Genomic DNA, 25377 nt, shown 5'->3' with positions numbered 1-25377 from the left:
TTCTTTTCCTATCAATTTTTTTTGTTATAATAGGTAGGAAATGAAAACTTGCCAAGAGGAGTAATACAAGATGAATAATACTTACCCAGACGACAGTTTGACGCTGCATACGGATCTATATCAAATCAATATGATGCAGACATACTGGGAATTAGGTCGAGCTGATTTACATGCTGTTTTTGAATGTTATTTTCGAGAAATGCCTTTTAACCACGGGTACGCGGTTTTTGCAGGATTGGAACGGTTAGTCAATTATTTAGAGAATCTGACGTTTAGTGATTCTGATATTGCTTACTTACGTGGCTTAGAAGTCTATCCTGAAGGGTTTTTGGAGTATTTACAAAATTTTGAATTTAAAGCAACGGTTCGTTCTGCTCGTGAAGGTGAATTAGTTTTTGCAAATGAACCATTGATCCAAGTGGAAGGTCCTTTGGCACATTGTCAATTAGTAGAAACAGCACTGTTGAATATGGTCAATTTCCAAACGTTGATCGCGACAAAAGCAGCTCGCATCAAATCTGTGATCGGAGAAGATCCGCTCTTGGAATTTGGGACTAGACGAGCACAAGAATTGGATGCGGCAGTCTGGGGAACTAGAGCGGCATATATCGGCGGAGCAGATGCTACAAGCAATGTACGTGCTGGAAAGATATTTGGGATACCAGCTAGCGGGACTCATGCGCATTCGTTAGTCCAATCTTATGGAAATGATTATGAAGCATTTATGGCGTACGCTAAAACCCATAAAGACTGTGTGTTCTTAGTCGATACTTATGATACGTTGAAATCAGGTGTGCCAAGTGCAATCCGCGTAGCAAAAGAATTAGGTGATAAAATCAACTTCCAAGGCGTACGTATCGACAGTGGAGATATGGCCTATATATCTAAGCGTGTTCGGGAACAATTAGATGCAGCTGGATTTACGGAAGCAAAAATCTATGCTTCAAATGACTTAGATGAAGCAACGATTTTGAATTTAAAGATGCAAAAAGCTAAAATTGATGTATGGGGTGTCGGAACAAAACTGATCACTGCTTATGATCAGCCAGCCCTTGGTGCAGTATTCAAACTAGTATCAATTGAAGATAGCGAAGGAAATATGGTGGATACGATCAAGTTATCAAGCAATGCGGAAAAAGTGACAACTCCAGGAAAAAAACAAGTATGGCGTATTACTCGAAACTCTGATGGGAAATCTGAAGGAGATTATGTCACATTATGGGATGAAGATCCTCGAGAAGAAGAAGCTATCTTTATGTTTCATCCAGTGCATACGTTTATCAATAAAACTGTTCGGGATTTTACCGCTCGTCCCGTTTTACAAGATATCTTTATCGAAGGAAAAAGAGTATACGAACTACCCGTGCTAAACGAAATCAAAGAATATACAAAAGAAAATCTAGATTCACTATGGGAAGAGTACAAACGAGACTTGAATCCGCAAAAATATCCGGTCGATCTATCTACTGAATGCTGGAACCATAAAATGGCTACGATGGAACGAATGAAAAAAAGCGTAGCAGAACTTCATACAGAAGCATAGGAGGAGAATAAATGAGCCTGCAAACAGAAATCATCCATGAATTAGGTGTCAAACCAACAATTGATCCAACAGAAGAAATTCGTAAAAGTATTGATTTTATGAAAGCTTATTTGAAAAAATATCCGTTTCTTAAAACCTTCGTATTAGGTATTAGCGGAGGTCAAGATTCTACTTTAGCCGGTCGTTTGGCGCAACTAACGATGGAAGAAATGCGTGAAGAAACGAAAGATGAAAGCTATCAATTTATCGCTGTTCGTCTTCCTTATGGTGAACAAGCAGATGAAGAAGATGCAAAAGCTGCCCTTGACTTTATCCAGCCTGATGTCAGTCTGCGAGTAAATATCAAACCTGCTGTTGATGCACAAGTACAAGTATTAAGTGAAGCAGGTGTGGTAATCAGCGATTTTAACAAAGGTAATATCAAAGCACGACAACGAATGATTACACAATATGCCGTAGCCGGAGAAAGAGCAGGAGCTGTATTAGGGACAGATCATGCTGCAGAAAACATCACTGGTTTTTTCACGAAATTTGGTGATGGAGGAGCCGATATCTTACCATTGTTCCGTTTGAACAAACGGCAAGGGAAACAATTGCTTCAAGCATTGAATGCACCGGAAAAGCTATACACAAAAATTCCGACTGCAGATCTTGAAGATGGAAAACCAATGATTGCGGATGAAGTCGCACTAGGTGTTACGTATAACGAAATCGATGATTATCTAGAAGGAAAAGAAGTTCCCGCTCAAGCACAAGAAAAAATCGAAGCGTGGTGGAACAAGACGCAGCATAAACGTCATTTGCCAATTTCTGTTTTGGATGATTTTTGGAAATAACAATAAAATAAAAAAACAGCCGTCCCTTCATAGGGATTGGCTGTTTTTTCTTTATAAAATAGAAAAGAAAACTATCAGCTGTAGTAAACTTTTAATTTGATATCCTGGTCGTAATTACCGAATCCTTTACCAAATAAAGTACAGCCACCTACATGTTCGGCATCTTCTTTTACTTCAATTCGCAAATGCCAAGTGTCTTGATCTTTAGGAATGTCGTTGATCGTGATGTTTGACAAAGGTTCCCCATTCATATTTGTCAAATGTTTGGTGATTCGGATCGTCTTCAGCAAGCCGTATTGATTAAGATTATCTGGATACCAATCAGGCGTATATTTCCCGCGGATATCAGCAAAATCTCCAGGGCTCGTCCATGTTCCTAGCTCTACGCCATTTAGGCTGAAAGTGATATCGGAAGGCCAATTGTCATTTGAAAAAGGAAATTCAGAAGAAATTTCCACAGAAACTTCCAACATTTCTAATGTATCCTCTGCATTCAAAAAATTAGGTGACTGATACTCGACAAACCCGCTGGTAAACCAGAGGATACGAGCATCCATCCTTCGAGGATCCACAAAATAGCGTGGTTCATCCACTTTTCCAATAAAGTCATGGATCGTCGCTAAACCACATGTCGGTTCAATTGCATAATTCGTATAGTGACCAATAGGTATCGATGTTTCTTTCGTGTCAAAAGCATTGAATATTTTTTCTGGGAAACTGATATCTATTTTATCGACACGAAGGCTCGAAATTTTTTGTTGTCCTATTTTCTCTGTTTTGATGATGTTCGCTTCTTCTAACTTTTTCACGTGCATCGTCGTGATCGCGCTGCTTACTCCAAGTTCTTTTGCCAAATCTTTGACATTCATCTTCTTTTTGGAAAGCAGCTGAATGATCCTGATTCTTGTCTTGCTAGCTAATGCTTCATATACCGGTAAGGATTCCTCGTTTATTTGTAGTTGCATAATTTTCCTCGCTTATTTTTCTGTTAACTATATATTAACACTAACATTAATATAGTCAATCGTTTTATAAATTAAAGCTTTTATTATTAACTTTTATATTAATTATATCTAATTTTTATTTTTTAATTAACAAAAATATTATTGACAACGATTTCTCAAAGAGTTAACATTCATTTATAAATTAATTAAGGAGGAGACACAATGACAGTTGAAGTACAAGAAGAAGTAAAAATCAAAGAGATGAATGAGAATTATCGAAAACCGCTGATTATTCAAAGGGCAGATCCATTTATCTATAAACATGAGGACGGATATTATTATTTCATTGCTTCTGTACCTTCATACGATCGTATTGAATTACGCCGTTCAAGAACGATTGCTGGTCTAGCTTATGCAACACCCCGTACAATCTGGCGAAAACATGAGACGGGCGAGATGAGCAAACTAATCTGGGCTCCAGAGATCCATTATATTGCTGGAAAATGGTATATCTATTTTGCTGCAACGCATACAGAAGAGATTATTGATGGATTGTTCACTCATCGAATGTATTGTTTAGAGTGTGAAGCGCAAGATCCGATGGTAGACGAAAATTGGCACGAAAAGGGTCAAGTGGTGTCGCACTTAGATACTTTTTGTTTAGATGCCACAGTGTTTGAACATAATAATCATTTATATTATGTTTGGGCACAAAAAGACAATGCTATTGAAGGAAATTCTAATTTATATATAGCAGAAATGACTAATCCGTGGACATTGAAAACAGAACCAGTTATGCTGACAAAACCAGAATTTGCGTGGGAATGTAAGGGCTTTAAAGTGAATGAGGGGCCTGCAGTATTGATGCGGAATGGAAAAATTTTCATCACTTATTCTGCAAGCGCTACCGACGAAAATTATTGTATGGGAATGATTTATGCTGATTTGGAATCTGACTTATTGAAAAGAGAAAATTGGACAAAGGTGACAGAACCTGTTTTCCAGAGCGACCTTTCTACACAACAATACGGACCTGGACATAATTCTTTTACTATTGCAGAAGATGGAGAAACAGATATCCTGGTTTATCACTGTCGGGACTATACGGAAATCAAAGGTGATCCGCTATACGACCCGAACAGACACACAAAAGTACAAGCTTTTGGTTGGGGTAACGATGGTTTCCCAATTTTTGGCAAGCCGCTTCCATATTTGAATGACTAAGAGAAAGAGGGAGAATCATGAAAAACGAATCGAATCATTTTTGGAGCTTTGCGGGAACCCATTTTACGTATTTCTTTATCTGGGCAACAGTTTTCGGATTTTTGTCGTTATGGCTGCAGCAAGTAGCAGATCTTGACGGAACGCAAGCAGGTATCATCTTTTCGTTCATGGCATTCGTTTCTTTGTTTTACCAGCCGATATTTGGGATATTGTCGGATAAATTAGCATTCAAAAAGAATCTATTGATAACTATCACGATAGCTGGAATGTTCATTGGCCCATTTTTCCAATGGCTCTTTATTCCTCTTTTATCAATCAATACTTTTTTTGGAGCGATCATCGGCAGTATTTATCTAGCTTTTGTTTTAAATGGTGGCGTAGGAGTAGTTGAGACTTACGTTGAACGGGCAAGTTTAGTGAATAAATTCGAATACGGACATTCGCGTTTAGGCGGTTCGATTGCTGGCGCTGTTGCGGCATTCGTAGGCGGAATTATCTTTACGCAAAATCCTAATTCTATTTTTTGGCTTTGCTCATTTATGGCGACAATCTTAACTGGATTAGTGATTTTTGGAGATAAAGTAAATCTTAAAAGCAGTGAAGTACCAGTAGAGGAAAAAAATGAAGTGACCAGAAAAGAGATTTTCACTTTGTTTAAAAATAAAAACTTTTGGCTCTTGTGTCTATTCTTTGTTGGGACAGCCGCTATCTATGATGTAGTAGATCAGCAATTTGCTATCTACTATCGGACTTTTTTCCATGAGGTATCTCAGGGAACAATCATCTACAGTCGATTGCTTTCAATCCAAGTAGCATTGGAGGCGATGATCATGATCCCAATGCCGAGCCTTATCAATAAAATCGGTGCGAAAAAAGGGATGATCCTGTTTGGCTGTTTGATTTTTATAAGAGTGATGCTTAGTGCATTGGCTCCCAACTGGATCGTATTGTCAGGTGCCCGATTGATTGCAGCCGTAGAAATGCCACTGCTTCTTGTTTCCGTTATGAAATATATTTCTGGCGCATTCGATTGGCGATTGTCAGCAACTGTTTATCTTCTAGGGTTTAATTTTTCCAAGCAAATCTCAGTTTTTGCATTCTCTACTATTGCTGGAAAAATGTATGATAGCATAGGATTTAAAGAAACATATATTTTTCTAGCAGTATTGGTGCTCGTAGTGACGGTTGTTGGTGCGATTGGACTAAAGAATCCAGATAAAAGAATAACACCAGTTGGTTTAGAAAAAGGAATATAGTTTCCTAAAAACAGGAGAAAGAAATAATTAGAAAGAGACAACTGGATATTTCCAAGTTGTCTCTTTCTTGTGTATAATGGATACATATGTACGTACAAATAAAAAGGGGCAAGGTAAATGGCAAAATATCAAGATATTGCAGAAGAGATAAAACAAAAGATCCTTCATGAGGAATACGAAGTAAATACAACCATTCCCTCAGAATTCAAGCTGCAAGAAATATATGACGTCAGCAGACATACGATTCGGCAAGCAATCGCTGTGTTGGTAAATGAGGGCTATCTGCGTAAAGAAAAAGGATCGGGCACATATGTAGATGACAGCTATAAGACAGAAAAAGCACCATTGAACAGAACAAAAACGATCGGTGTCATCACCACATATCTCTCTGATTATATTTTTCCGTCGATTATCCGAGGAATCGAAAATGAATTACGAAAATCTGGGTATTCATTGCTTTTAGCCAGTACGAATAACGATCACGAATTGGAGAAAGAGTGTTTGAAGAAAATGATTGCTTATGGGGTAGATGGTTTGATCGTTGAGCCTACGAAAAGTAATCAGTATAATCCAAACTTAGCACTTTATGTTGCTTTAAGAGAACAAGGTATTCCGATGGTGATGATCAATGCTGCTTATGAAGAGTTAAATGCCTCTTATATTTGTTTAGATGATGTGAAAGTCGGTTTTATGGCAGCAGAATATTTGATAAAAAAAGGACATCAGCGTCTGTTGTTCATTACAAAAATCGACGATCTTCAAGGAAAATACAGGATGAAAGGTTTTATCAGCGCGTGTGAACAGTATAATGTGCGATTTTTGACAGAAGATATCATTACTTTCACCACGGAAACACGAGAAACGATTGCTGAAAAAACAGTACAACGGTTGAAAGAAGAACAAGCTTTAGATGGCATCATTTGCTATAACGATCAAATAGCTAGTTTATTGCTAGATAAGCTGACAGAAAATGGCTATCAAATTCCAGATGACCTATCGATCGTAGGAACAGACGATTCTTCTTTAAGCCATTTAGGAAATAAAAAATTGACAACATTGACGCATCCAAAAGAAAAGTTGGGACAAGATGCCGCACGGTGGATCGTCACAACGATTGAAAAAGGACAGGCACAGCCGAATATTCTTTATGAGCCTGTACTAGTTGAACGGGAAACAGTAAAAGAAAACGAAAAATAAGAGACGGGTTTTTACCGCCTCTTATTTTTTATATCAATTTGAGACTGTGGCAAAAATCATCAAACATGAGAAACTGTGTTTTGAACTTGTTCCTTGTGACTCGGAACTAAGCGGCTCCTCTTGTTTCTTGAAGTTGCCTACTTCTGTCACAACCTCTTTAAGAATGATGGATAGAAATACGTTTAGGATAAGTTTTTTTAGATGCACTTTGTTCGATTTCCTCTAAAGATTTCCCACGAGTCTCTGGTACGATCTCTTGAATAAATAAAACCCCTAAAAAGCAGATGATCCCAAAAATACCGAAAACGATTTCTTGAGACATAGAAGCAGTCATCACAGGAAAAAGCAAGCCGACTAGGAAAGAACCAATCCAATTGAAAGAAGAGGCCAGGCCAGATGCTCGCCCGCGGACAGCTAGTGGGAATATTTCGCCTACGATTACCCATGTCAGTGGAGCCCATGTGCAAGAATAAAATGCGACATAAATACATAAAAACAAGAGAATCAACAACGAATTTGTATGAGCATCCAGTACAGTTCCTAAAACAGCTGGTAGGATGAAAGAAAGTCCCATCACGCTACCGCCTATTTTCAATAAAGTTCGCCGATTGAACTTGTCTGCAATAACCAAAAAGAGCAAAGAACCAGCAACTAAAATGATTCCTTGGATGATCGGCCACATCAATGCATCGCTCGCTGCATGCCCAGTCGCTTTTTCTACGATCAGTGGAATATAGTAAAAAATAGCATTAGCTCCTTGAAATTGCTGGAATACTGCTACACCAATACCGGCAATAACTAACGAACGATACTTTTCTAAAAATAAAGTATGCCAAGAAGTTACGGTTGTCTTTTCTTGTTTGACATTCAGCTGGATTTGTTCAAATTCCTGTTCAGCTTCGTTTGGTGTCCGAATATAGTTCAATACTCTTTTTGCCTCTTCCAAGCGACCAGATTGCACAAGAAAACGCGGTGACTCTGGTAGAGCTAAAACGCCGAAAAATAAAATCAGTGCAGGGACAGCAGCGAGTCCTAACATCACGCGCCAAGCCATCGTTTCAGGTAACCCTTTTAGCAAATAATCTGCAACATAGGAAAGGAGCATGCCAGAAGCAATCATCACTTGATTGATCCCTGACAATCTTCCCCTTAGTCTAGCAGGAGCCATTTCAGACATATAAGCAGGAACTAGGGCAGATGCAGCGCCAACAGCTAAACCTAGAAGAATCCTTGCTGCAATCAGAAAATAAGAACCATTGTGAGGGGCAGATGCAGAAAGGACAGAACCAGCCATAAAAATAAGTGCAGAAAGAAGAATCATTTTTCGTCGTCCAAGCTTATCAGAAAGAAGACCAGATAAAGAGCCACCAAGGATCGCACCTAACATGACCGAAGACGTGATCCATCCTATCAAAGAAGCCTTACCTGCCAAACCCCAATCATGTTGTAAAAAAGGTAAAGCGCCGGTCATAACACCAATATCATATCCAAATAGAATGCCGCCAAATGCGCCAAAAAAATAAATAAACGATGAGGAAACTTTTTTTTCTTTTTTCATAAGTATTCTCTCCTTCTAGAATTTCGAGAAGGCGGTTGATCAGATTTTGTAAGCAATTTCATTCTATAACTTATGTACGTACAAAACAAGTGTTTTTTATTATATTCTTGAAAATAACCACTTGACATGTACGTACAAAAGTATACAATAATCATTGTAAGCGCTACTAAAAAAGACGGTTTGATCAGGTTTGACGAGAAGGAGGGAGTTAGATCATTATGAAGGAAGTAAATGCGCAAAGTATGTTAGATGTCATAGATGGTCGTACATCTTTAGGAATTGAGTTTGGATCAACTAGGATCAAAGCTGTATTGATTGATTCATCTTTTACTCCTATTGCCGCTGGTAGTTATGAGTGGGAAAACAAACTAGAAAATGGTATCTGGACCTATTCATTAGAAGATATTTGGAAAGGACTGCGCGTCAGTTACCGAAAAATGGCAGCAGAAGTATTCGAAATCTATGGCGAGAATCTTACAACGATCGGGTCGATTGGGTTCAGTGCAATGATGCACGGTTATCTAGCATTTGATAGCAAGGAACAGTTACTAGTACCATTTCGTACTTGGCGAAATACAATCACTGAAGAAGCAGAACGAATATTAACGGAAAAATTTCAATACAATATTCCGCAGAGATGGAGTATCGCTCATTTGTATCAAGCTATCTTGAATAAAGAAGAACATGTGAGAGAAATTGATTTTTTGACAACGCTTGCAGGGTATGTTCATTGGCAGCTTACTGGTGAGAAAGTACTAGGCGTAGGAGATGCATCAGGCATGTTTCCTATCGATCCTTCAACGAAAACCTACCATCAAGAAATGAAAAATATTTTTGGTCAATTAATCGAAAAAGAGCGTATAGCGATTGATTTGGATCACATTTTGCCTAAAGTTCTAGTAGCAGGAGAAGAAGCTGGCAAGTTGAGCGAATCAGGGGCTTATCTGATCGACCCTACGGGAAACCTGAAGCCAGGAATCCCGATTTGTCCGCCAGAAGGAGATGCAGGAACCGGTATGGTCGCTACGAACAGTGTAGCCAAACGGACAGGGAACATTTCGGCTGGTACTTCCGCCTTCGCTATGATCGTATTAGAAAAAGAACTAGAAAATGTCCATCCGGAAATCGACATGGTCACTACACCTTCAGGAGAACTAGTAGGTATGGTTCATACGAATAACTGCTCTTCGGATATCAATGCTTGGGTCAATATTTTTGAAGAATTTACCAATTCTTTGGGTATGGAGATAAGCAGAGATAAATTATTCACGGTATTATTCAACAAAGCGCTAGAAGGCGATACGGATTGCGGGGGATTACTTTCTTATGGTTATTTTTCCGGTGAAAACATTACAGGAGTAAATGAAGGAAGGCCATTATTTGTACGTACACCAGGTAGCCGTTTTGATTTAGCGAATTTCATGCGGATCCATTTAGCCAGTGCTTTTGGCGCAATGAGAATCGGAATGGATATATTGAAATCTGAGGATGTCCAAATTGATCGTTTAGTGGGGCATGGGGGGATTTTTAAAACACCAGAAGTTGGCCAGCGGATTCTAGCATCTGCTATGGAGGCGCCAGTTACAGTGATGGACACAGCCGGAGAAGGTGGAGCGTGGGGGATCGCGTTATTAGCAGCCTATATGATGGATCGACATGGGAAATCTTTAGAAAACTTCTTGGCAGAAGACGTGTTTGGACAAGACCAAGGAATCACCATCACACCTTCAGCAGAAGAAATAGCAGGCTATCAGATATTTATGAGTCGTTACCGTGAGGGGATCGACATTGAAAAAACAGCGATTCATCAATTGCAAGAAAAAGGAGTGATAGAAAATGCTGGAACAACTGAAAGAAGAAGTGTATCAAGCAAATCTTGACTTGCCTAAACACGGACTTGTCAAATATACATGGGGAAATGTGAGCGCTTTTGATCCTGATACACAATATTTCGTTATCAAACCTAGCGGGGTCAGCTATGAAGAGATGACAGCAGACGACATGGTCGTTGTGGACTTGGACAATCATATCATTGAAGGCAAACTCAATCCCTCTTCGGATACGCCTACTCATGCTGTTTTATATCGTTCATTTCCTCAAATCGGAGGAATCGTCCATACTCACTCGACATGGGCGACGATCTGGGCACAAGCAGGATTGGATGTTCCTGCGATGGGGACGACGCATGCAGATACTTTTTATGGATCGGTACCTTGTGCTCGATTTTTGACACAACAGGAAATCGACAGCGGATACGAATATGAAACAGGAAAAGTTATCATAGAAACATTCAAAGAACGCAAAATTGATCCCTTAGCAATTCCAGGGGTACTTTTACACGGACACGGTCCATTTACTTGGGGGAAAGATGCGCAAAGTGCGGTAATGAACGCAGTCGTACTAGATGAAGTATGCAAGATGAATTTATTTACCAGACAGCTCAATTCATTTTCAGAAGAGCTGCCTCAACGGATTTTAGATAAACATTATTTACGAAAACACGGAAAAAATGCGTATTACGGACAAAACAAATAAAAGGAGTGGCTAATTATGTTGAATATTGGAGAAAAAGAATTTTGGTTTGTTGTAGGATCACAGCATTTATATGGGGAAGAAGCACTGCGAGAAGTAAAGAAACATGCACAAGAAATGGTCGATGAACTGAATGAAAATGGCCAATTGCCTTATCCTATCCGCCTTCAAGAATTAGCAGTTACTGCTGATACAATCACAAAAATCATGAAAGAGGTCAATTATCGAGAAGAAGTAGCAGGTGTGATCACTTGGATGCATACTTTCTCACCAGCAAAAATGTGGATCCGTGGGACAAAGATTCTACAAAAACCATTGCTTCATTTAGCTACGCAATATAACGAAAGCATTCCTTGGAAAACGATCGATATGGATTTCATGAATTTAAATCAATCCGCTCATGGCGACCGCGAATATGGGTTCATCAATGCTCGATTAAATAAACAAAATAAAATCGTCGTTGGCTACTGGAAACGACCTGAGATCCAAAAAGAGATTGCTGATTGGATGGATGTTGCAGTAGCCTATAATGAAAGTTTTGGAATAAAAGTGGCTCGTTTTGGTGACAACATGAGAAACGTGGGTGTCACAGAAGGAGACAAAGTGGAAGCACAGATTCAATTTGGTTGGACTGTTGATTATTTTGGTATCGGAGATCTTGTACAAGTAATCGATCGCGTGTCAGACGAAGAAGTCGAACAATTATTTGAAGAGTACAAGGAATTGTATACCTTCGACTATGGTGATTATGAAGAAAAGACATGGGAAGAACATGTAAAAGTACAAGCTCAGCAGGAAATCGGTATTCGCCGTTTCTTAGAAGAAGGAGGCTATAACGCTTTTACGACTAATTTTGAAGACCTTTATGGAATGAAACAACTGCCTGGACTAGCTGTACAACGTTTGATGGCAGAAGGATACGGTTTTGCTGGGGAAGGCGACTGGAAAACTGCAGCGATTGATCGGTTGCTGAAAATCATGGCTCGAGGAAAAGATACAGGATTCATGGAAGATTATACTTACGAGCTAGCTAGTGGCCAAGAAGCAATCTTGGAATCCCATATGATGGAAGTAGATCCGACGCTTGCTGCGACGAAACCAAGAATCGTTGTTTCTCCTTTATCAATGGGAGATAGAGAAGATCCGGCGCGTCTTGTATTTGATGGGAAAGCAGGAGAAGGGGTAGTCGTATCAATGGCAGATTTCGGTACGCATTATAAACTGCTGATCAATGAAGTAGAAGCCTTTGAACCAACGACTGAAGCACCTAATTTGCCTGTTGCACGTGTGTTATGGAAAACTAAACCGAATTTCCATGAAGGTGTCCATTCATGGATTCAGGCAGGTGGCGGTCATCATACCGTTGTCTCGCTAAATCTAACAACAGATCAAATTGAAACATGGGCAAAATTAGTTGAGTTGGAAACAGTTGTTATTAGACAAAAAGAGGTTGTGAAAAAGCCACTTAGTTTTAAGAAATAAGTAGAGATTGACGAAATTTGCTTTTCAACTATTTTTGAAATTTTGGCTTATCATCAATGTCAGCTAACTGAACACCATTTATCAAGAAATCTCACCCACAATATTTTGCTCTCAAAAATAAGGCTTATGGCAGTAACTTGTCATGGCCTTATTTTTATCACTAAGCCTACTCTGCTCTAACTGCTATTTTTGCTTCTAGGAAGTCAAATGGTAAACAGTTGTCTAATTGCAAAAATTTCGAGATACTTGTTAGTAAGGAGGGGGTTTTATGTATCACGTTCATTTGATTGATGCTATTCCAGAACAAGAGATAGAAAAGTTACAAGGGGAATATTTCAAAATAATAGATGATTTGCCAGCCGAAGGAATAGTCATTCGTAGTACGAAAGTGAAAGACGAATGGCTTACACCAGATTTGCTAGCAATTTCAAGAGCTGGTGTTGGGGTGAACACGATCAACGTTGAAAAAGCTTCTGAAAACGGAACGATCGTCATGAATACACCAGGTGTAAATGCTAATGCAGTAAAAGAGCTTGTTTTGTGCTGTTTGCTCTTATCTTCCCGTCCGATAATCGAAGCAAGTCGTATGGTACAAACACTAACAGGTCCTAATATTTTAGAACAGGCAGAAAACAAAAGAAGTGCTTATGTGGGACGAGAGTTGCAAGGCAAAACCATTGGCCTTCTTGGTCTTGGCGCGGTAGGTACAAAAGTAGCGCTAAGTTGCTATGGCTTAGGGATGGATGTCTTGGGTTATTCTATCCGCGATGCCCAGTTGGATTATGTTCGGCAAGCAGATTTAGAAACAGTTCTTTCTGCCTCGGATTACATCGTAGTCATGCTGCCATTGACAGAAGATACAAAAGGATTGATCGATCAGGTGAATATAGAAAAAATGAAAAAAGATGCTGTACTTATCAATGTAGGAAGAAGTGAAATCGTTGATAAATATGCTGTTATGCAAGCATTGGAAAAACAACATCTGGCCAAATACGTGACTGATTTCCCAGAAGAAGAGTTCTTAGAAAATGACCGTATACTTATGTTGCCTCATCTAGGGGGATCGACTCAGGAAGCTTTGGCAGACAGCGGACGTTTGGCAGTTGAAGCCTTAAAAGATTATCTTTTGTTCGGTACGGTTAGAGAAGCGGTCAATTATCCATCCGCACGAATGTTTTTCCAAGCGCCGTTTCGATTCACTATATTTTATCAAAAGAAAACCAATATATTAGCAGAGATATTTTCTCTGCTGAATGAGAATGAGCTAGCGATCGCAGATATATCGCGTAACCATAAGAATGAGCATGTCTACATATTGATTGACATAGACAGTACTGATTTTGAACAGCTCAATCAAGTGAAACAACAGCTAGAAAAAATTTCTGGAGTACGAAAAGTCCGCTTATTAAAGAAACCAGAAAGGTCATAAAGCAAGAGAATATTTGGATTTCATTAATTCTTCTTTCCGTTCTTTACTTTCGAATTTCGTACAACTAAAATAAGAGAAACAACATTCTTTTGTTGATAGAAATGAAGGAGCAAGCATTTGAAAAGATATATAAGCAGACTTTCAACCAAACAGAAAAAGATTTTAAAAGGAACAGCAACGATCATCAGTATCTTTTTTCTTGTTGTTTTTAGTAATTTGTTTTTGCAATGGTGTCAAAATGATCTATCCGTAGACCTTGCGTTGAAATTTGCTTTTTCTTGGCATACGGAAAAATTCTTCTTAGCCTGTCTCGTCTTGCTGATCATTCTTATTTTTCTGATTGCACTAGCAGGATCTGTCCCTTTAGGTTCCCTTACGTATGTCGTAACCATCGGTGTGTTAGGTTTTGCAAATTATATGAAAATGAGTTATCGGCAAGAACCGATTTATCCAGACGATTTGAAGATGATCACTGAAATCGGATTGCTGAAAGATATGACCGGCACTATGCTGTTTACAGTGATCTTAGCTGCCGCAGGAACAGTGCTAGGATTGTTTTGCTGGTACATGTTTCGAAGCCTGAAAAAAGGAAGGCGATTCCAATTGATCCGATTAACGACACTGCTTGTGGCAATTGGACTACTAGGATATATCAGTAATTTCAACAATCCCGATAATTTGTTGCGAAAAGCATATAATAAAACGGCACTATGGATACCTTACAGTCAGAAAATGAACTACTATAACACTGGTTTTATCGGTGGGTTTTTGTACAATCTGAAGGTAGAACCAATGGATGAACCTGAAGGATATTCGAAAGCAAAGATCAAAGAAATCACTGAAAAATACCAGAAGCTAGCAGATGAAAAAAATAAAGCTGTAGAGGAAGAGTCGCCGAACATCGTGTTCGTGATGAGTGAAAGTTTCTCAGATCCTAGTCGATTAAACGGCGTAGAAGTATCTGGTGAGCCATTGGCAGATTATTATGAAGTAGCTGATCAAACATATAGTGGCAATATGCTTTCTCAAAACTATGGCGGTGGAACAGCAAATATCGAATTCGAAGCATTGACTGGTTTTTCTATGGCGTTATTTAATGCGCAACTCACCACCCCTTACACGATGCTTGTACCAAAAATGGATCAGCTTCCTTCTATCGTTTCAGCGTTAAACGCACAATCATACCAGACGACAGCGATCCATCCATACAATACTTCGATGTATAAAAGAGAGGATGTTTATCAGACATTAGGATTTGACCAGTTCATCAGCGAGCGTACGATGACCTATACGGATACGATAGAGAATAATCCATATATTTCTGATGAGTCAGCTTACAAAGAAGTAATGACACTTCTCAAGGAAGAAAAAGCACCTCAGTTCATTCATTTAGTCACGATGCAGACACATATGCCTTACAATGGAAAGTATGATAGACTGGGCTATTCTGCAGAAATTTCAGATGGAAGTGGGACGCTTGACTTAGAGAATTATCTGCAAGATATTTCCTATAGCAGCGCGGCACTGAAGCAGTTCACGGAAGAATTGAAGAATCTTTCTAGAAGGACTCTAGTTGTTTTTTGGGGGGATCATCTGCCAGGAATCTATTCAGATACCATCCAAGCCAAAAATGATAAACAAACATTACATGAAACACAATTCTTGATGTTCGACAGTAAAGGGAAATTAGAAAAGCAAACGACTCAAGATGCAATCACCAGTCCTTTTTATTTTGCAGCGAATCTAATGGAACAGACGAATCAGACAACGAATGGTTTTTATCAGCTGCTTTTATCATTAGAACAAGAACTTCCGGCGTTTGAACGAGAACTGTACTATCAAAACGGACAGTGGTATAAAGAAGCGCAATTCAATCGCTCGCAACAAGAGATTTACGACGAATATCAATTGATTCAATATGACATTGTCGCAGGGAAACAATATAGTTTAGCAGATGGTTTCTTTGAGCACGAATAAAAATGGCGAGCTGTATAGAAACCATTAAATTTTTTCAAGTACTTGTCATTTGAGGATAAAAACAAGTAGAATAAATAATAACAATAATGGAGAAAGTAGGAAAACAAACATGTTACCGAATATTGGCTATTATGTGCAGTCCATCGATCAAATCGTCAAGGAAACCGAAGCAATCGGAGAAGGAATGCATCCGAAATATGAAGTGATCAGAAACGCAATCGATGAAGGAAAAACAAGTGAACTGGACAGATCGATCCTTGAAGAGACCGTCCAGTTATTTGAAGAAGGAACAAAAAAATATCGGGCAATGCTTAAGAAAGTCAGTACATTGCGCCCACCAGCAAAAGCAATGGGCATTCATAAAAATTTTGAAAAAGCTTATCTTTCATATGTAGCAGGCTGTGAAGAAATGATTCAAAGTATTGATCTTGAGTCAGGAGTAGATAAAGATTTATTCAATACATCTGAAGCAAAACAAGACCAAGCGACTGACCAATTGACAGCTGCCATCCAAAAAATGACTAATTTGTTATTGAAAAAATAAAAGAAAAATTTGATGATAATAAAAACTAGAGTTATCTAATATAAATGTAATATTGTCTTTATGATAGAGTGAACAAAATCCTTTATGATAAGAACATACCTATAACCAACAACCTTGTACTTACTCAAAATTGAGTAAATACTCCTTTTCCGCAGAGTCTAACCAACTCGGCGGTTTTTTTATTTATAGAAAAGGACATCAGAACAGATGAAAAAGTCTTGCGCTGATGTCCTTTTCAGATAGTATGGAAGGTTGATTAGTTTTCTACATTCCGTACATATTGTTCAAAGTAGTTCTGTAAATCGGCTTTGAGTTTCTGATATTCCTCTTCGCTATACTCTTTATCTTCGATTTTTCCATCAAAGAAAGGAATATTCAGTTCTTCCCGCAGCCTGTCTAATACGTCTTGCTGATTCATTTTATTCTCCTTTTCTTGCTAACGATCAAAATAAACACAGACACATTCTGGTGCATAGACATCTTTTTGCAATAATTCCAGTAATCCTGTTTCAGGATGACGGCGGTATAATGTCAGATTATCGGTATTCTGATTAGCACATACGACAAAATCATTGCTTGGATCTAGTGCGAAATCGCGAGGAAAATCGCCTTCTGTTGAGATGATTTGTTTATTTTGGATGTGAGAACCATCTTCGGAAACTGCGAATACGGCAATCGAGTTGTGTCCCCGATTAGAAGCGTAAAGGAACTTGCCATCATTGGAAATGCGAATAGCAGCCCCTCCATTTTCACCGTCGAATTCTTCTGGCAAGGTCGATATTTTCTGTAATTCTTCAAAATCACCTGTTTCTTTATCATAAGAAAGCACTCGGACTGTGCTGTCTAATTCACCAAATAAATAGGCGAATTGTCCATTCGGATGAAAGACGAGATGGCGAGGGCCTGTTCCTGGCTCTGCAGTGAAGGTAGTTACAAGATTCAATTTGCCGTTTTCGGACACATCATAAGTATACACACGATCTGTACCAAGATCACATACGACTAATCGTTGGTCAGGAGTCAGATCCGTATAATGGACATGCGCATGATCTTGGTTTTTATGAGGGCCTGTCGCTTCTTGATGGAATACTGAATCCGCTGCTTTCAGCTCGCCATCTCCTAATATGTGATAGACATTTACTTCGCCTTTATGGTAGTTGGCCCCATAGAGCAATTGCCGTGTTTCATCAACCGCTACATAACATAAAGGAGCCCCAGACTCTGTTACCGCATTCAAAAAATGAAAATCCTTATCGTACGCACCGGCACCACCTAATCCGTCTACACTGGTAACCGTGTAAAGATTGCCAGCTTTGCTTTTTGCTAGGTAGGTAGGGCTGTTCTCTTCAACAGCCAATGAAAGACTGGATAATTCTTCTTTTTCTGTATCAAGATCGATCGTATAGATTCCTTTGCTTTCGCGACGCGTATAGGTTCCTAAAATTATCTTTTCGATCATATGAGCTGATTCCTCCTAATGGTAATGAAATAGTTTTCGTTTTTATTCTATCACATAATTATTCCCCACGGCTAAAGAATGAGAATGTGTTATACTGTTTTTGAAAGCAAGTAAAGGAGAGAGTGCGATGATTCAGGCAACGATTACAGAAATTGGAACAGAAGCAATAAACAAGGAAGAACCGATGCTGATTTTGTTCGATAAAACAGCAACAGCTGCCTTGCGAAAATATTCGGTGATTCAAGAGGTGTCGAAAGATGAACCTTTTTCTTTGAAAGCAGGCGGAACGATTACTTTTGATGATCAGTCGTATACGATCGATTATGTCGGTCCGATGGCCAATGGAAATTTAGAGACGGTAGCTCACGTATCATTGATTTTTGATACCTGTCCAGAAGAAGGACAAATTGCAAACGGAATCTATCTCCATCCGCATGAACTGCCTGCTATTGGTTTGGGAAGCCAAATTATTTATAACTAACGGGAGGACTTATGGAAGGGAAAAATAAGAAGAACAGACCGGTGTCTTGGTTTTGGCGCTGGTTTTTAAATAATCAAGTGGTCACAGCTTTACTTGTTGTATTGTTAATATTGCTGATCGTCTTTTTATTTACAAAAGTTTCTTATTTGTTTGCACCGATCTGGCAATTTTTAGCAATCGTAGGACTACCTATCATTCTAGCAGGCATCTTGTATTACTTGATGAATCCAGTAGTTGATTACTTTGAGAAGCGAAAAGTACCAAGGCTCTATAGTATCATTGGGCTGTTTGTTTTGGTCGTTGCATTAATCGTATGGGGAAGCGTAGTGATCATACCTAAGATCCAGGAACAAACAGTCAGCTTTATCAGTAACTTTCCTCAATACGTTGATACGATCGATAATAAATTGACCGAGATCTTGAGAGACCCGCTGTTCAACCAATTTCGAGAACAGTTGGAAACAGCAGGTGATAAGTTCATGAATTCAGCAGGTGATATGATCCAAGACATATCTAAGAGTACAGTTCAGAGTCTTGGGAGTTTTGTTGGTGCGGTAGCGACTATTTTAGTAGCTTTGCTGACGATGCCGTTTATCTTATTTTATTTATTGAAAGATGGTAAGCGATTAGCCCCTTATTTCGTCAAGTTTTTACCAACACGCATGCAAAAACCGACGTTGAATGTGCTGAGTGAAATGAATAGTCAAGTTTCCTCATATATAAGAGGGCAATTAACTGTGGCTTTTGCTGTGGCAATCATGTTTATGATTGGTTTTGCAATCATTGGTTTAGAATATGCTGTCACGTTGGGAATCATTGCAGGGTTCTTGAATCTGATCCCATACTTAGGCTCATTTTTAGCAATGATTCCAGCCATCTTTTTAGCTATTGTGGCAGGTCCATTCATGATCATCAAGGTACTGATCGTTTTTGCAGTAGAACAGACAATAGAAGGACGCTTGATCTCTCCGTTAGTATTGGGAAATCAGTTAGCAATTCATCCAGTAACGATCTTATTAGTGCTGCTGACGTCAGGGAAATTGTTCGGGATCGTTGGTGTGATCTTGGGGATTCCTGTTTATGCAGCAGCTAAAGTAGTGATCACTCATGTTTTTGAATGGTATACAACGATTTCTTCTCTTTATGAAGAAAATCCGTTGAAAAAGCAGAAAGAATAACAAAAAGAGACAGAGGAAAATATCCAAAGCACAAATGTTACTTTGAAGATTTTTCCCTCTGTCTCTTTTATATACATTTACCTCAATTTTAAAATGATTTACCTAAAGCAGTAGCTTTATCTAATGCATTTTGCATCAACTCATCTGCACGGTCAGGGTCATAATCGATTCCTTCGATGAATAGCTGTTCTACTTGATCGATGCCTACAAAGTTCAAAATACCTTTTACATATTGAGAGGCAAAGTCTTGTCCGTTGTATACACCGCCATTAGATTGGATGTGCAGTGCTTTTTTACCTGTCACTAATCCTTCTGGCCCGTTTTCTGTATAGCGGAACGTTTTTCCAGCTACATTGACAGTATCGAACCAAGCTTTTAATTTTGTTGGGATATTTAGATTCCATAAGGCGTTTGCGATAACGATTTTATCAGCAGCAAGGAACTGCTCAGTCAATTCATTGAAACGAGCGATTTTTTGTTGTTGACTTTCTGATAAGGAAGTGAATTCTGCACCAGCACGTAATGCCTCCCAACCTGATAATAATTCTTCATCGATTTCTGGAATATCATCGCGATAAAGTTCCAAAACAGTCACTTCATCATCTGGATGATTTTCTTTATAACTTGTTAAAAAAGACGTCAATGCCTTAACTGTACGTGATTCTTCTGCAGTTAGGGGATGACCTTTGACTACTAAAACAGATGCCATATGCTTACCTTCTCCTTTTTTTGCTATGATTGTTATAACTATGACTAACAAAATCAGTTTACTCGAAAAAGAAAAGGCTATCAAGTCATATTGATAAGGTTGAAAAATAAATAACTAAAAAAAGACAGGATATAAAAGAAGCTGTGACACGATTTTTGTCACAGCCCCCTTTGAATCTAACAAGCAATGTTCAAGCAACGCTTGACTGAAGAGCTTCCATCCCACCAATGATATAAACAGCACGAAATCCGCTAGCAGTAAGTTGATCGGCTAATGCTTCTGATCGTCTGCCTGTGTAGCTTAGAATATAATAAAGTTTTTTTGGATCTAGATTTTTTAATTGTCTTGGCAAGATAGCAGCGGGGATAGAAAGCGAGTGGCTTAAGTGTTTTTTTGTGTAATCTAAAGTATTTCTTGTATCTAAAACGATGCTGTCAGCATCGAGAGGCAATTTATTGAAGTCTTGGACACTAATTGATTGGGCCATTTATCTCATCCTTTGTTTAGTATGTGGCTATTTTAATGGGCAGCTCTCATTAATTCAAATGGAAGGATTCCTCTTATCATTTTTTTTATGTATCGGATAATAATGAAAAAAACTATGCAAATGTCTTGCAAAACAGGTGGGAGGTGTTATAATGACATAGCGTCATATGACAATGTGTCATCTTAGAAGAAAGGAGGAACCATATGCCGACACAGACATTTTTCCATTTGCCGAAAGAAAAACAAAAAAGGTTAATTGAAGCGGCGAGAATCGAGTTTTCTAGAGTACCTTTGAAAGAAGCCTCGATTGCTAATATCGTCAAATTAGCGGATATCCCTAGAGGCAGTTTCTATCAGTATTTTGAAGATAAAGAGGATCTTTATTTTTATTACTTTGAGACAATGAGACGTGACAGCTCTAAAGATATGTTGCAACTAATAAAAGAATCCGATGGTGATCTATTCAAAGGATTCGAATCCTATTTTTCTAAAATGATTTATGAGATTTTGGAAGGTGAGAATGCTTCTTTTTATCGTAACTTGTTTATGAACATGGATTACCGTGCCTCAAGAAAAGTCGCTCCTCATACGAGTCGCCAAAAAACGCCTCATGATCCACATAAAGAACACAAACAAGATGCAAAAGAGTTGCTTGAATTGATTGATCGGACGAAGTTGAAAGTAAAAAATGATCATGAATTGGAGTTACTGATCCAATTAGTCATGAATACTGTATTTACAACAATTGCGCATTCGTATCGCTTATTTTCAACATCCGAAGATTACTCAGCAGAGCAAGCAATCAGTGAATTCAATTTGAAACTTTCTTGGCTGAAAAACGGAGTATATAAATAGAAAGAAGGGAACTAGATGCTAAAAATCGTAAAACGGATCTCCTTGACTTCAGCAATTGCAGCTGCAGTTTTCATGGTGATCCAAGTACTGGCAGATTTATATTTGCCGACACTTACCTCCAATATCATTGATAAAGGGGTAGCGCAAGGAGATGTCGATTATATTTGGCATACAGGTTTTGTGATGATCGGTTTTTCTTTGATCAGTATCTTAGCCGCTATTGCAAATACATTTTTTGCTACTCGAGAATCACAGAAACTGGGTAAGCAATTGCGTACGGATGTCTATAAAAAATCAGAGAGCCTGACAAAAGATGCGTTTGACAAATACGGAACGGCCTCTTTGATCACAAGAACAACCAATGATGTGACTCAAATCCAAATGGTCACACAAATGTTTTTACGTATGATGATCAATGCACCAATCACGTTGATTGGCGCGAGTATACTTGCTTATCAAAAAGATCATCAGTTGACAAAAATCTTCTTAGTCGTCATCCCAGTAATGATTATTTTGATTGGCGGAATCATGTATTTTGCTGTTCCATTATTCAAAAGCATGCAAAAGAAAACTGACCGTTTGAACCTGGTATTTCGAGAAGGGTTGACAGGTGTCAGAGTCATCCGCGCATTCGATAAGACGCGCTTTGAAGAAAATCGTTTTGATTTAGTGAATAAAGACTATACAAATACGGCAATCAAAGTGAATACGATCGTCGCATTGATGATGCCGATGATGACATTGATCATGAGCGGTACAAACGTAGCAATCACTTGGTTTGGTGGACACTACATAGCAGATATGACCTTAGAAGTCGGTAATCTGATTGCATTTATGACTTATGCGATGCAGATCTTGATCAGCTTTATGATGCTTTCCGCTATTTTCATCATGGTACCTCGTGCACAAGCTTCAGCTGACCGTATCAATGAGGTGTTGGATGAAAAAATCGGTATCCATGACCCTGAAAATCCTAAAACCGTTTCTTTTGCTGGAAAAGAAGCAACATTGGCCTTCAATCATGTCAATTATCGATATCATGGAGCAGAAAAACTTGCATTGGAAGATATTGATTTTCAAGCTAAGTCGGGCGAGATTGTCGCAATCATAGGAGGAACTGGTTCAGGTAAAACGACCTTAGTCAATTTGATCCCCCGATTATATGACATCGAATCTGGTTCGATCCAAATAAACGGAACGGACGTCAGTGAAATGACTCAATATAATTTGCGGGAGCTAATGGGCTTTGTTCCTCAAAAAGCAGTTCTTTTCTCTGGAACGATCCGAGACAATATGCAGTATGGTAAGCCGGATGCAACAGATGAAATGATTTGGGAAGCATTAGAAATCGCACAAGCTAAAGATTTTGTTTCAGAGATGGAAGATGGCTTAGACAGCCATGTGGAACAAGGAGGAGGAAACTTCTCCGGCGGACAAAGACAGCGTCTAGCAATTGCACGGGCATTAGTCAAAACAGCAGACATTTATGTGTTTGATGATTCCTTCTCAGCATTGGATTTCAAAACGGATGCCAATCTTCGCCAAGCGTTGAAAACGAATATGAAAGAAAGTATCACGGTTTTAGTTGCTCAACGAGTAAGTACAGTAATGGATGCAGATATGATCCTTGTACTAGATGAAGGAAAACTAGTTGGCAAAGGAACACATGAAGAACTATTGGCAACAAATGAAACTTATCAAGAAATCGTTCATTCACAACTAAGAGAGGAGGACTTAGCATGAGTAAAACAAACACACGTCCCTCTCACGGACCAGCAGGCGGTCCAGGACACGGCGGACCTGGCAGGAATCTCGGTGTAAAAGGGGAAAAGCCTAAAAATTTCTGGGGAACAGTACGCCGATTGTTTGGCTATATGTCTAAACGTATGGTTGCAATCATCGCTGTATTTGTACTAGCAATAGCAGCCGTGATTTTCCAAATCCAAACACCAAAAGTTTTGGGGAAAGCAACTACAGAAATATTCAAAGGTGTAATGGCTGGCGCGCAACAGATGCAACAAGGGCAACAAGTAACAAAATTTCCGATAGATTTTGATAAAATTGCGCAAATCATTGCAACAGTAATCGTGATGTATTTGATCTCAGCTGTATTCAACTTTTTACAGCAGTTTATTATGACACGTGTTTCACAGCGGACAGTTTATGAGTTGCGTCATGACTTGGAAGCCAAAATGAATCGTGTACCGATTTCCTATTATGATACACATACAAATGGCGATATCATGTCTCGAGCAATCAATGATATGGATAACATCGCAAGCACGCTGCAACAAAATTTGACTCAATTTGTAACTAGTGCAGTCACATTGATCGGGGTCATCGTGATGATGCTTTCAATCAGCTGGCAATTAACGTTAGTCGCGTTATTGATGATTCCTTTAAGCTTGATCATCGTTATGGTCGTTGCGCCAAAATCACAAGTGTTTTTCGCAGATCAGCAAAAAAGTTTAGGTTTATTGAATAACCAAGTAGAAGAAACATATGGTGGTCATACGATTGTTAAAACATTCAATCATACTGAAAAAGATCAGGAAGTATTTGAAAAAGAAAATCAGAATCTGTATGCCGCTGGTTGGAAAGCTCAATTTATTTCGGCAATCATCATGCCGTTGATGAATTTCGTTAAAAATCTAGGCTATGTGTTCGTCGCTGTACTAGGCGGAGTAAAAGTTGCAAATGGGAACATGACATTAGGGGATGTTCAAGCATTCTTACAATATACGACACAGTTCTCTCAACCAATCACTCAACTTGCAAGTTTGATGAACACTATCCAATCAACAGTTGCTTCAGCCGAACGGGTATTTGAAGTGTTGGATGAAGAAGAGATGTCCAATGAAAAATCTGGCCTTCCAGAAGAAAAAGATACACCATACAAAGTTCGTTTTGAAAATGTTCAATTCGGCTACACACCAGATAACTTGCTAATGACTGATTTCAACTTGGATGTCAAACCTGGTGAGATGGTCGCTATTGTAGGGCCAACCGGTGCAGGAAAGACGACACTGATCAACCTTCTTGAACGGTTTTACGATGTTTCTGGAGGCAGTATTCGTTACGATGGTGTAGATACCCGTGACCTTTCACGTGATGAATTGCGCGCACAGTTTTCAATGGTACTGCAAGATACTTGGCTGTTTACAGGAAGTATCTATGACAATATCAAATATGGGAACGACGATGCAACAGATGAACAAGTCATTGAAGCTGCTAAAGCCGCTCACGTAGATGATTTTGTTCGTAAATTGCCAGAAGGATATAACACTGTATTAAACGAGGATGCAAGCAATATTTCGCAAGGGCAGCGTCAGCTGATCACTATTGCGCGAGCATTCTTAGCAAATCCGGATGTCCTGATCCTTGATGAAGCAACATCTAGTGTAGATACACGAACAGAAATACTGATTCAAAAAGCGATGAATCGCCTATTGGAAAACCGAACAAGTTTTGTTGTCGCTCACCGCTTGTCTACAATACGCGATGCAGACAACATTATTGTGATGAATCATGGTTCGATCGTAGAAACTGGAAACCACGATACATTGATGGAAAAAGACGGATTCTATGCAGATCTTTATAACAGTCAGTTTTCTGAAGAAGAAGCTTCATAGAAACGTACAAATTTATTATTTTTCTTTACCGCATGAAGCACATTTCAAGAAAATG

Annotated in this window: 23 protein-coding genes; 16 read left to right on the top strand and 7 right to left on the bottom strand. The window is 38.9% G+C overall.

Annotated elements, in window-relative coordinates:
* The first annotated feature begins 70 nt into the window (after positions 1-70).
* Positions 71-1543 carry a nicotinate phosphoribosyltransferase gene (locus IGK53_RS10485; protein ID WP_002291453.1) on the top strand — a complete coding sequence of 491 codons (1473 nt, stop codon included), beginning with the start codon at positions 71-73 and terminating at the stop codon, positions 1541-1543.
* A gap of 11 nt (positions 1544-1554) precedes the next feature.
* The gene (nadE, locus tag IGK53_RS10480; protein ID WP_002291454.1) at positions 1555-2379 is read left to right on the top strand and encodes an ammonia-dependent NAD(+) synthetase; all 825 of its coding nucleotides are present in this window, start codon (positions 1555-1557) and stop codon (positions 2377-2379) included.
* Positions 2380-2453: 74 nt separating this feature from the next.
* On the opposite strand, the gene IGK53_RS10475 is transcribed toward nadE, so the two are convergent.
* Entirely contained in the window at positions 2454-3344 is an 891-nt protein-coding gene (locus tag IGK53_RS10475) for an ArsR/SmtB family transcription factor (protein WP_002291455.1), read from the bottom strand.
* 201 nt (positions 3345-3545) lie between these two features.
* Between IGK53_RS10475 and IGK53_RS10470 the strand changes: the two genes are divergently transcribed.
* The 3 genes from IGK53_RS10470 to IGK53_RS10460 all read left to right on the top strand — a co-directional run bounded on the left by IGK53_RS10470 (position 3546) and on the right by IGK53_RS10460 (position 7000).
* Positions 3546-4547 (top strand): glycoside hydrolase family 43 protein, encoded by a 1002-nt coding sequence (locus IGK53_RS10470; RefSeq protein ID WP_002291456.1) that lies wholly within the window; start codon positions 3546-3548, stop codon positions 4545-4547.
* Positions 4548-4564: 17 nt separating this feature from the next.
* Positions 4565-5803 (top strand): oligosaccharide MFS transporter, encoded by a 1239-nt coding sequence (locus IGK53_RS10465; protein ID WP_002328937.1) that lies wholly within the window; start codon positions 4565-4567, stop codon positions 5801-5803.
* Positions 5804-5920: 117 nt separating this feature from the next.
* Positions 5921-7000 (top strand): GntR family transcriptional regulator, encoded by a 1080-nt coding sequence (locus tag IGK53_RS10460; protein WP_002291458.1) that lies wholly within the window; start codon positions 5921-5923, stop codon positions 6998-7000.
* Between the two features lie 157 nt (positions 7001-7157).
* Here the strand turns inward: IGK53_RS10460 and IGK53_RS10455 are convergent, their stop codons facing one another.
* The gene (locus tag IGK53_RS10455) at positions 7158-8558 is read right to left on the bottom strand and encodes a sugar porter family MFS transporter (RefSeq protein WP_002291459.1); all 1401 of its coding nucleotides are present in this window, start codon (positions 8556-8558) and stop codon (positions 7158-7160) included.
* A 218-nt stretch (positions 8559-8776) separates the two neighbouring features.
* Here IGK53_RS10455 and IGK53_RS10450 point away from each other — a divergent pair, with 218 nt between their 5' ends.
* The 4 genes from IGK53_RS10450 to IGK53_RS10435 all read left to right on the top strand — a co-directional run bounded on the left by IGK53_RS10450 (position 8777) and on the right by IGK53_RS10435 (position 14001).
* A complete protein-coding gene (locus IGK53_RS10450; RefSeq protein WP_002291460.1) occupies positions 8777-10438 on the top strand; it encodes a xylulokinase in 1662 nt (553 codons plus the stop codon).
* Positions 10395-11093 (top strand): L-ribulose-5-phosphate 4-epimerase, encoded by a 699-nt coding sequence (locus IGK53_RS10445; RefSeq protein ID WP_002291461.1) that lies wholly within the window; start codon positions 10395-10397, stop codon positions 11091-11093. The genes IGK53_RS10450 and IGK53_RS10445 overlap by 44 nt, the downstream gene beginning before the upstream one ends.
* 15 nt (positions 11094-11108) lie before the next feature.
* Positions 11109-12572 carry an L-arabinose isomerase gene (araA, locus tag IGK53_RS10440; RefSeq protein WP_430604728.1) on the top strand — a complete coding sequence of 488 codons (1464 nt, stop codon included), beginning with the start codon at positions 11109-11111 and terminating at the stop codon, positions 12570-12572.
* 268 nt (positions 12573-12840) lie between these two features.
* Positions 12841-14001 carry an NAD(P)-dependent oxidoreductase gene (locus tag IGK53_RS10435; protein WP_002291463.1) on the top strand — a complete coding sequence of 387 codons (1161 nt, stop codon included), beginning with the start codon at positions 12841-12843 and terminating at the stop codon, positions 13999-14001.
* On the opposite strand, the gene IGK53_RS10430 is transcribed toward IGK53_RS10435, so the two are convergent.
* Entirely contained in the window at positions 13996-14118 is a 123-nt protein-coding gene (locus IGK53_RS10430; protein WP_002291464.1) for a hypothetical protein, read from the bottom strand. The two genes, IGK53_RS10435 and IGK53_RS10430, sit on opposite strands and share 6 nt — an antisense overlap.
* Here IGK53_RS10430 and IGK53_RS10425 point away from each other — a divergent pair, their 5' ends adjacent.
* Together IGK53_RS10425 and IGK53_RS10420 are read left to right on the top strand one after the other, a co-directional pair.
* A complete protein-coding gene (locus tag IGK53_RS10425; protein WP_002291465.1) occupies positions 14119-15978 on the top strand; it encodes an LTA synthase family protein in 1860 nt (619 codons plus the stop codon).
* 109 nt (positions 15979-16087) lie between these two features.
* Positions 16088-16522 carry a hypothetical protein gene (locus IGK53_RS10420; RefSeq protein ID WP_002291466.1) on the top strand — a complete coding sequence of 145 codons (435 nt, stop codon included), beginning with the start codon at positions 16088-16090 and terminating at the stop codon, positions 16520-16522.
* A gap of 256 nt (positions 16523-16778) precedes the next feature.
* Here IGK53_RS10420 and IGK53_RS10415 read toward each other — a convergent pair whose 3' ends face one another.
* Positions 16779-16940, bottom strand: coding sequence for a hypothetical protein (locus tag IGK53_RS10415; protein ID WP_002310079.1), 162 nt, complete (start codon positions 16938-16940; stop codon positions 16779-16781).
* A gap of 18 nt (positions 16941-16958) precedes the next feature.
* Entirely contained in the window at positions 16959-17981 is a 1023-nt protein-coding gene (locus tag IGK53_RS10410; protein ID WP_002335468.1) for a lactonase family protein, read from the bottom strand.
* Positions 17982-18108: 127 nt separating this feature from the next.
* Here IGK53_RS10410 and IGK53_RS10405 point away from each other — a divergent pair, with 127 nt between their 5' ends.
* Together IGK53_RS10405 and IGK53_RS10400 are read left to right on the top strand one after the other, a co-directional pair.
* Positions 18109-18462 carry a PTS glucitol/sorbitol transporter subunit IIA gene (locus IGK53_RS10405; protein ID WP_002291472.1) on the top strand — a complete coding sequence of 118 codons (354 nt, stop codon included), beginning with the start codon at positions 18109-18111 and terminating at the stop codon, positions 18460-18462.
* Between the two features lie 11 nt (positions 18463-18473).
* Complete coding sequence (locus tag IGK53_RS10400) at positions 18474-19640, top strand: AI-2E family transporter (RefSeq protein ID WP_002291475.1); 1167 nt, start codon at positions 18474-18476, stop codon at positions 19638-19640.
* 88 nt (positions 19641-19728) lie between these two features.
* Here IGK53_RS10400 and IGK53_RS10395 read toward each other — a convergent pair whose 3' ends face one another.
* Both IGK53_RS10395 and IGK53_RS10390 read right to left on the bottom strand, forming a co-directional pair.
* On the bottom strand, positions 19729-20349 hold the full coding sequence (locus IGK53_RS10395) for an NAD(P)H-dependent oxidoreductase (protein ID WP_002291477.1): 621 nt from the start codon (positions 20347-20349) through the stop codon (positions 19729-19731).
* Between the two features lie 190 nt (positions 20350-20539).
* The gene (locus IGK53_RS10390) at positions 20540-20836 is read right to left on the bottom strand and encodes a rhodanese-like domain-containing protein (protein WP_002291478.1); all 297 of its coding nucleotides are present in this window, start codon (positions 20834-20836) and stop codon (positions 20540-20542) included.
* A gap of 203 nt (positions 20837-21039) precedes the next feature.
* On the opposite strand from IGK53_RS10390, the gene IGK53_RS10385 reads away from it, so the two are divergent.
* Genes IGK53_RS10385 through IGK53_RS10375 form a run of 3 tightly spaced genes read left to right on the top strand, consistent with a single transcriptional unit; the run spans position 21040 to position 25322 of the window.
* Entirely contained in the window at positions 21040-21690 is a 651-nt protein-coding gene (locus tag IGK53_RS10385; RefSeq protein WP_002291481.1) for a TetR/AcrR family transcriptional regulator, read from the top strand.
* Positions 21691-21705: 15 nt separating this feature from the next.
* Positions 21706-23433 carry an ABC transporter ATP-binding protein gene (locus tag IGK53_RS10380; protein WP_002291482.1) on the top strand — a complete coding sequence of 576 codons (1728 nt, stop codon included), beginning with the start codon at positions 21706-21708 and terminating at the stop codon, positions 23431-23433.
* Positions 23430-25322 carry an ABC transporter ATP-binding protein gene (locus tag IGK53_RS10375; protein ID WP_002291484.1) on the top strand — a complete coding sequence of 631 codons (1893 nt, stop codon included), beginning with the start codon at positions 23430-23432 and terminating at the stop codon, positions 25320-25322. The genes IGK53_RS10380 and IGK53_RS10375 overlap by 4 nt, the downstream gene beginning before the upstream one ends.
* Positions 25323-25377 lie beyond the last annotated feature (55 nt).

It is taken from the genome of Enterococcus sp. DIV1224 (assembly GCF_050555455.1).
Classification (GTDB): Bacteria; Bacillota; Bacilli; order Lactobacillales; family Enterococcaceae; genus Enterococcus_B; species Enterococcus_B lactis.
Note: the sequence above shows the minus strand (reverse complement) of the source record. Positions and strands in the feature narration are given on the sequence as shown.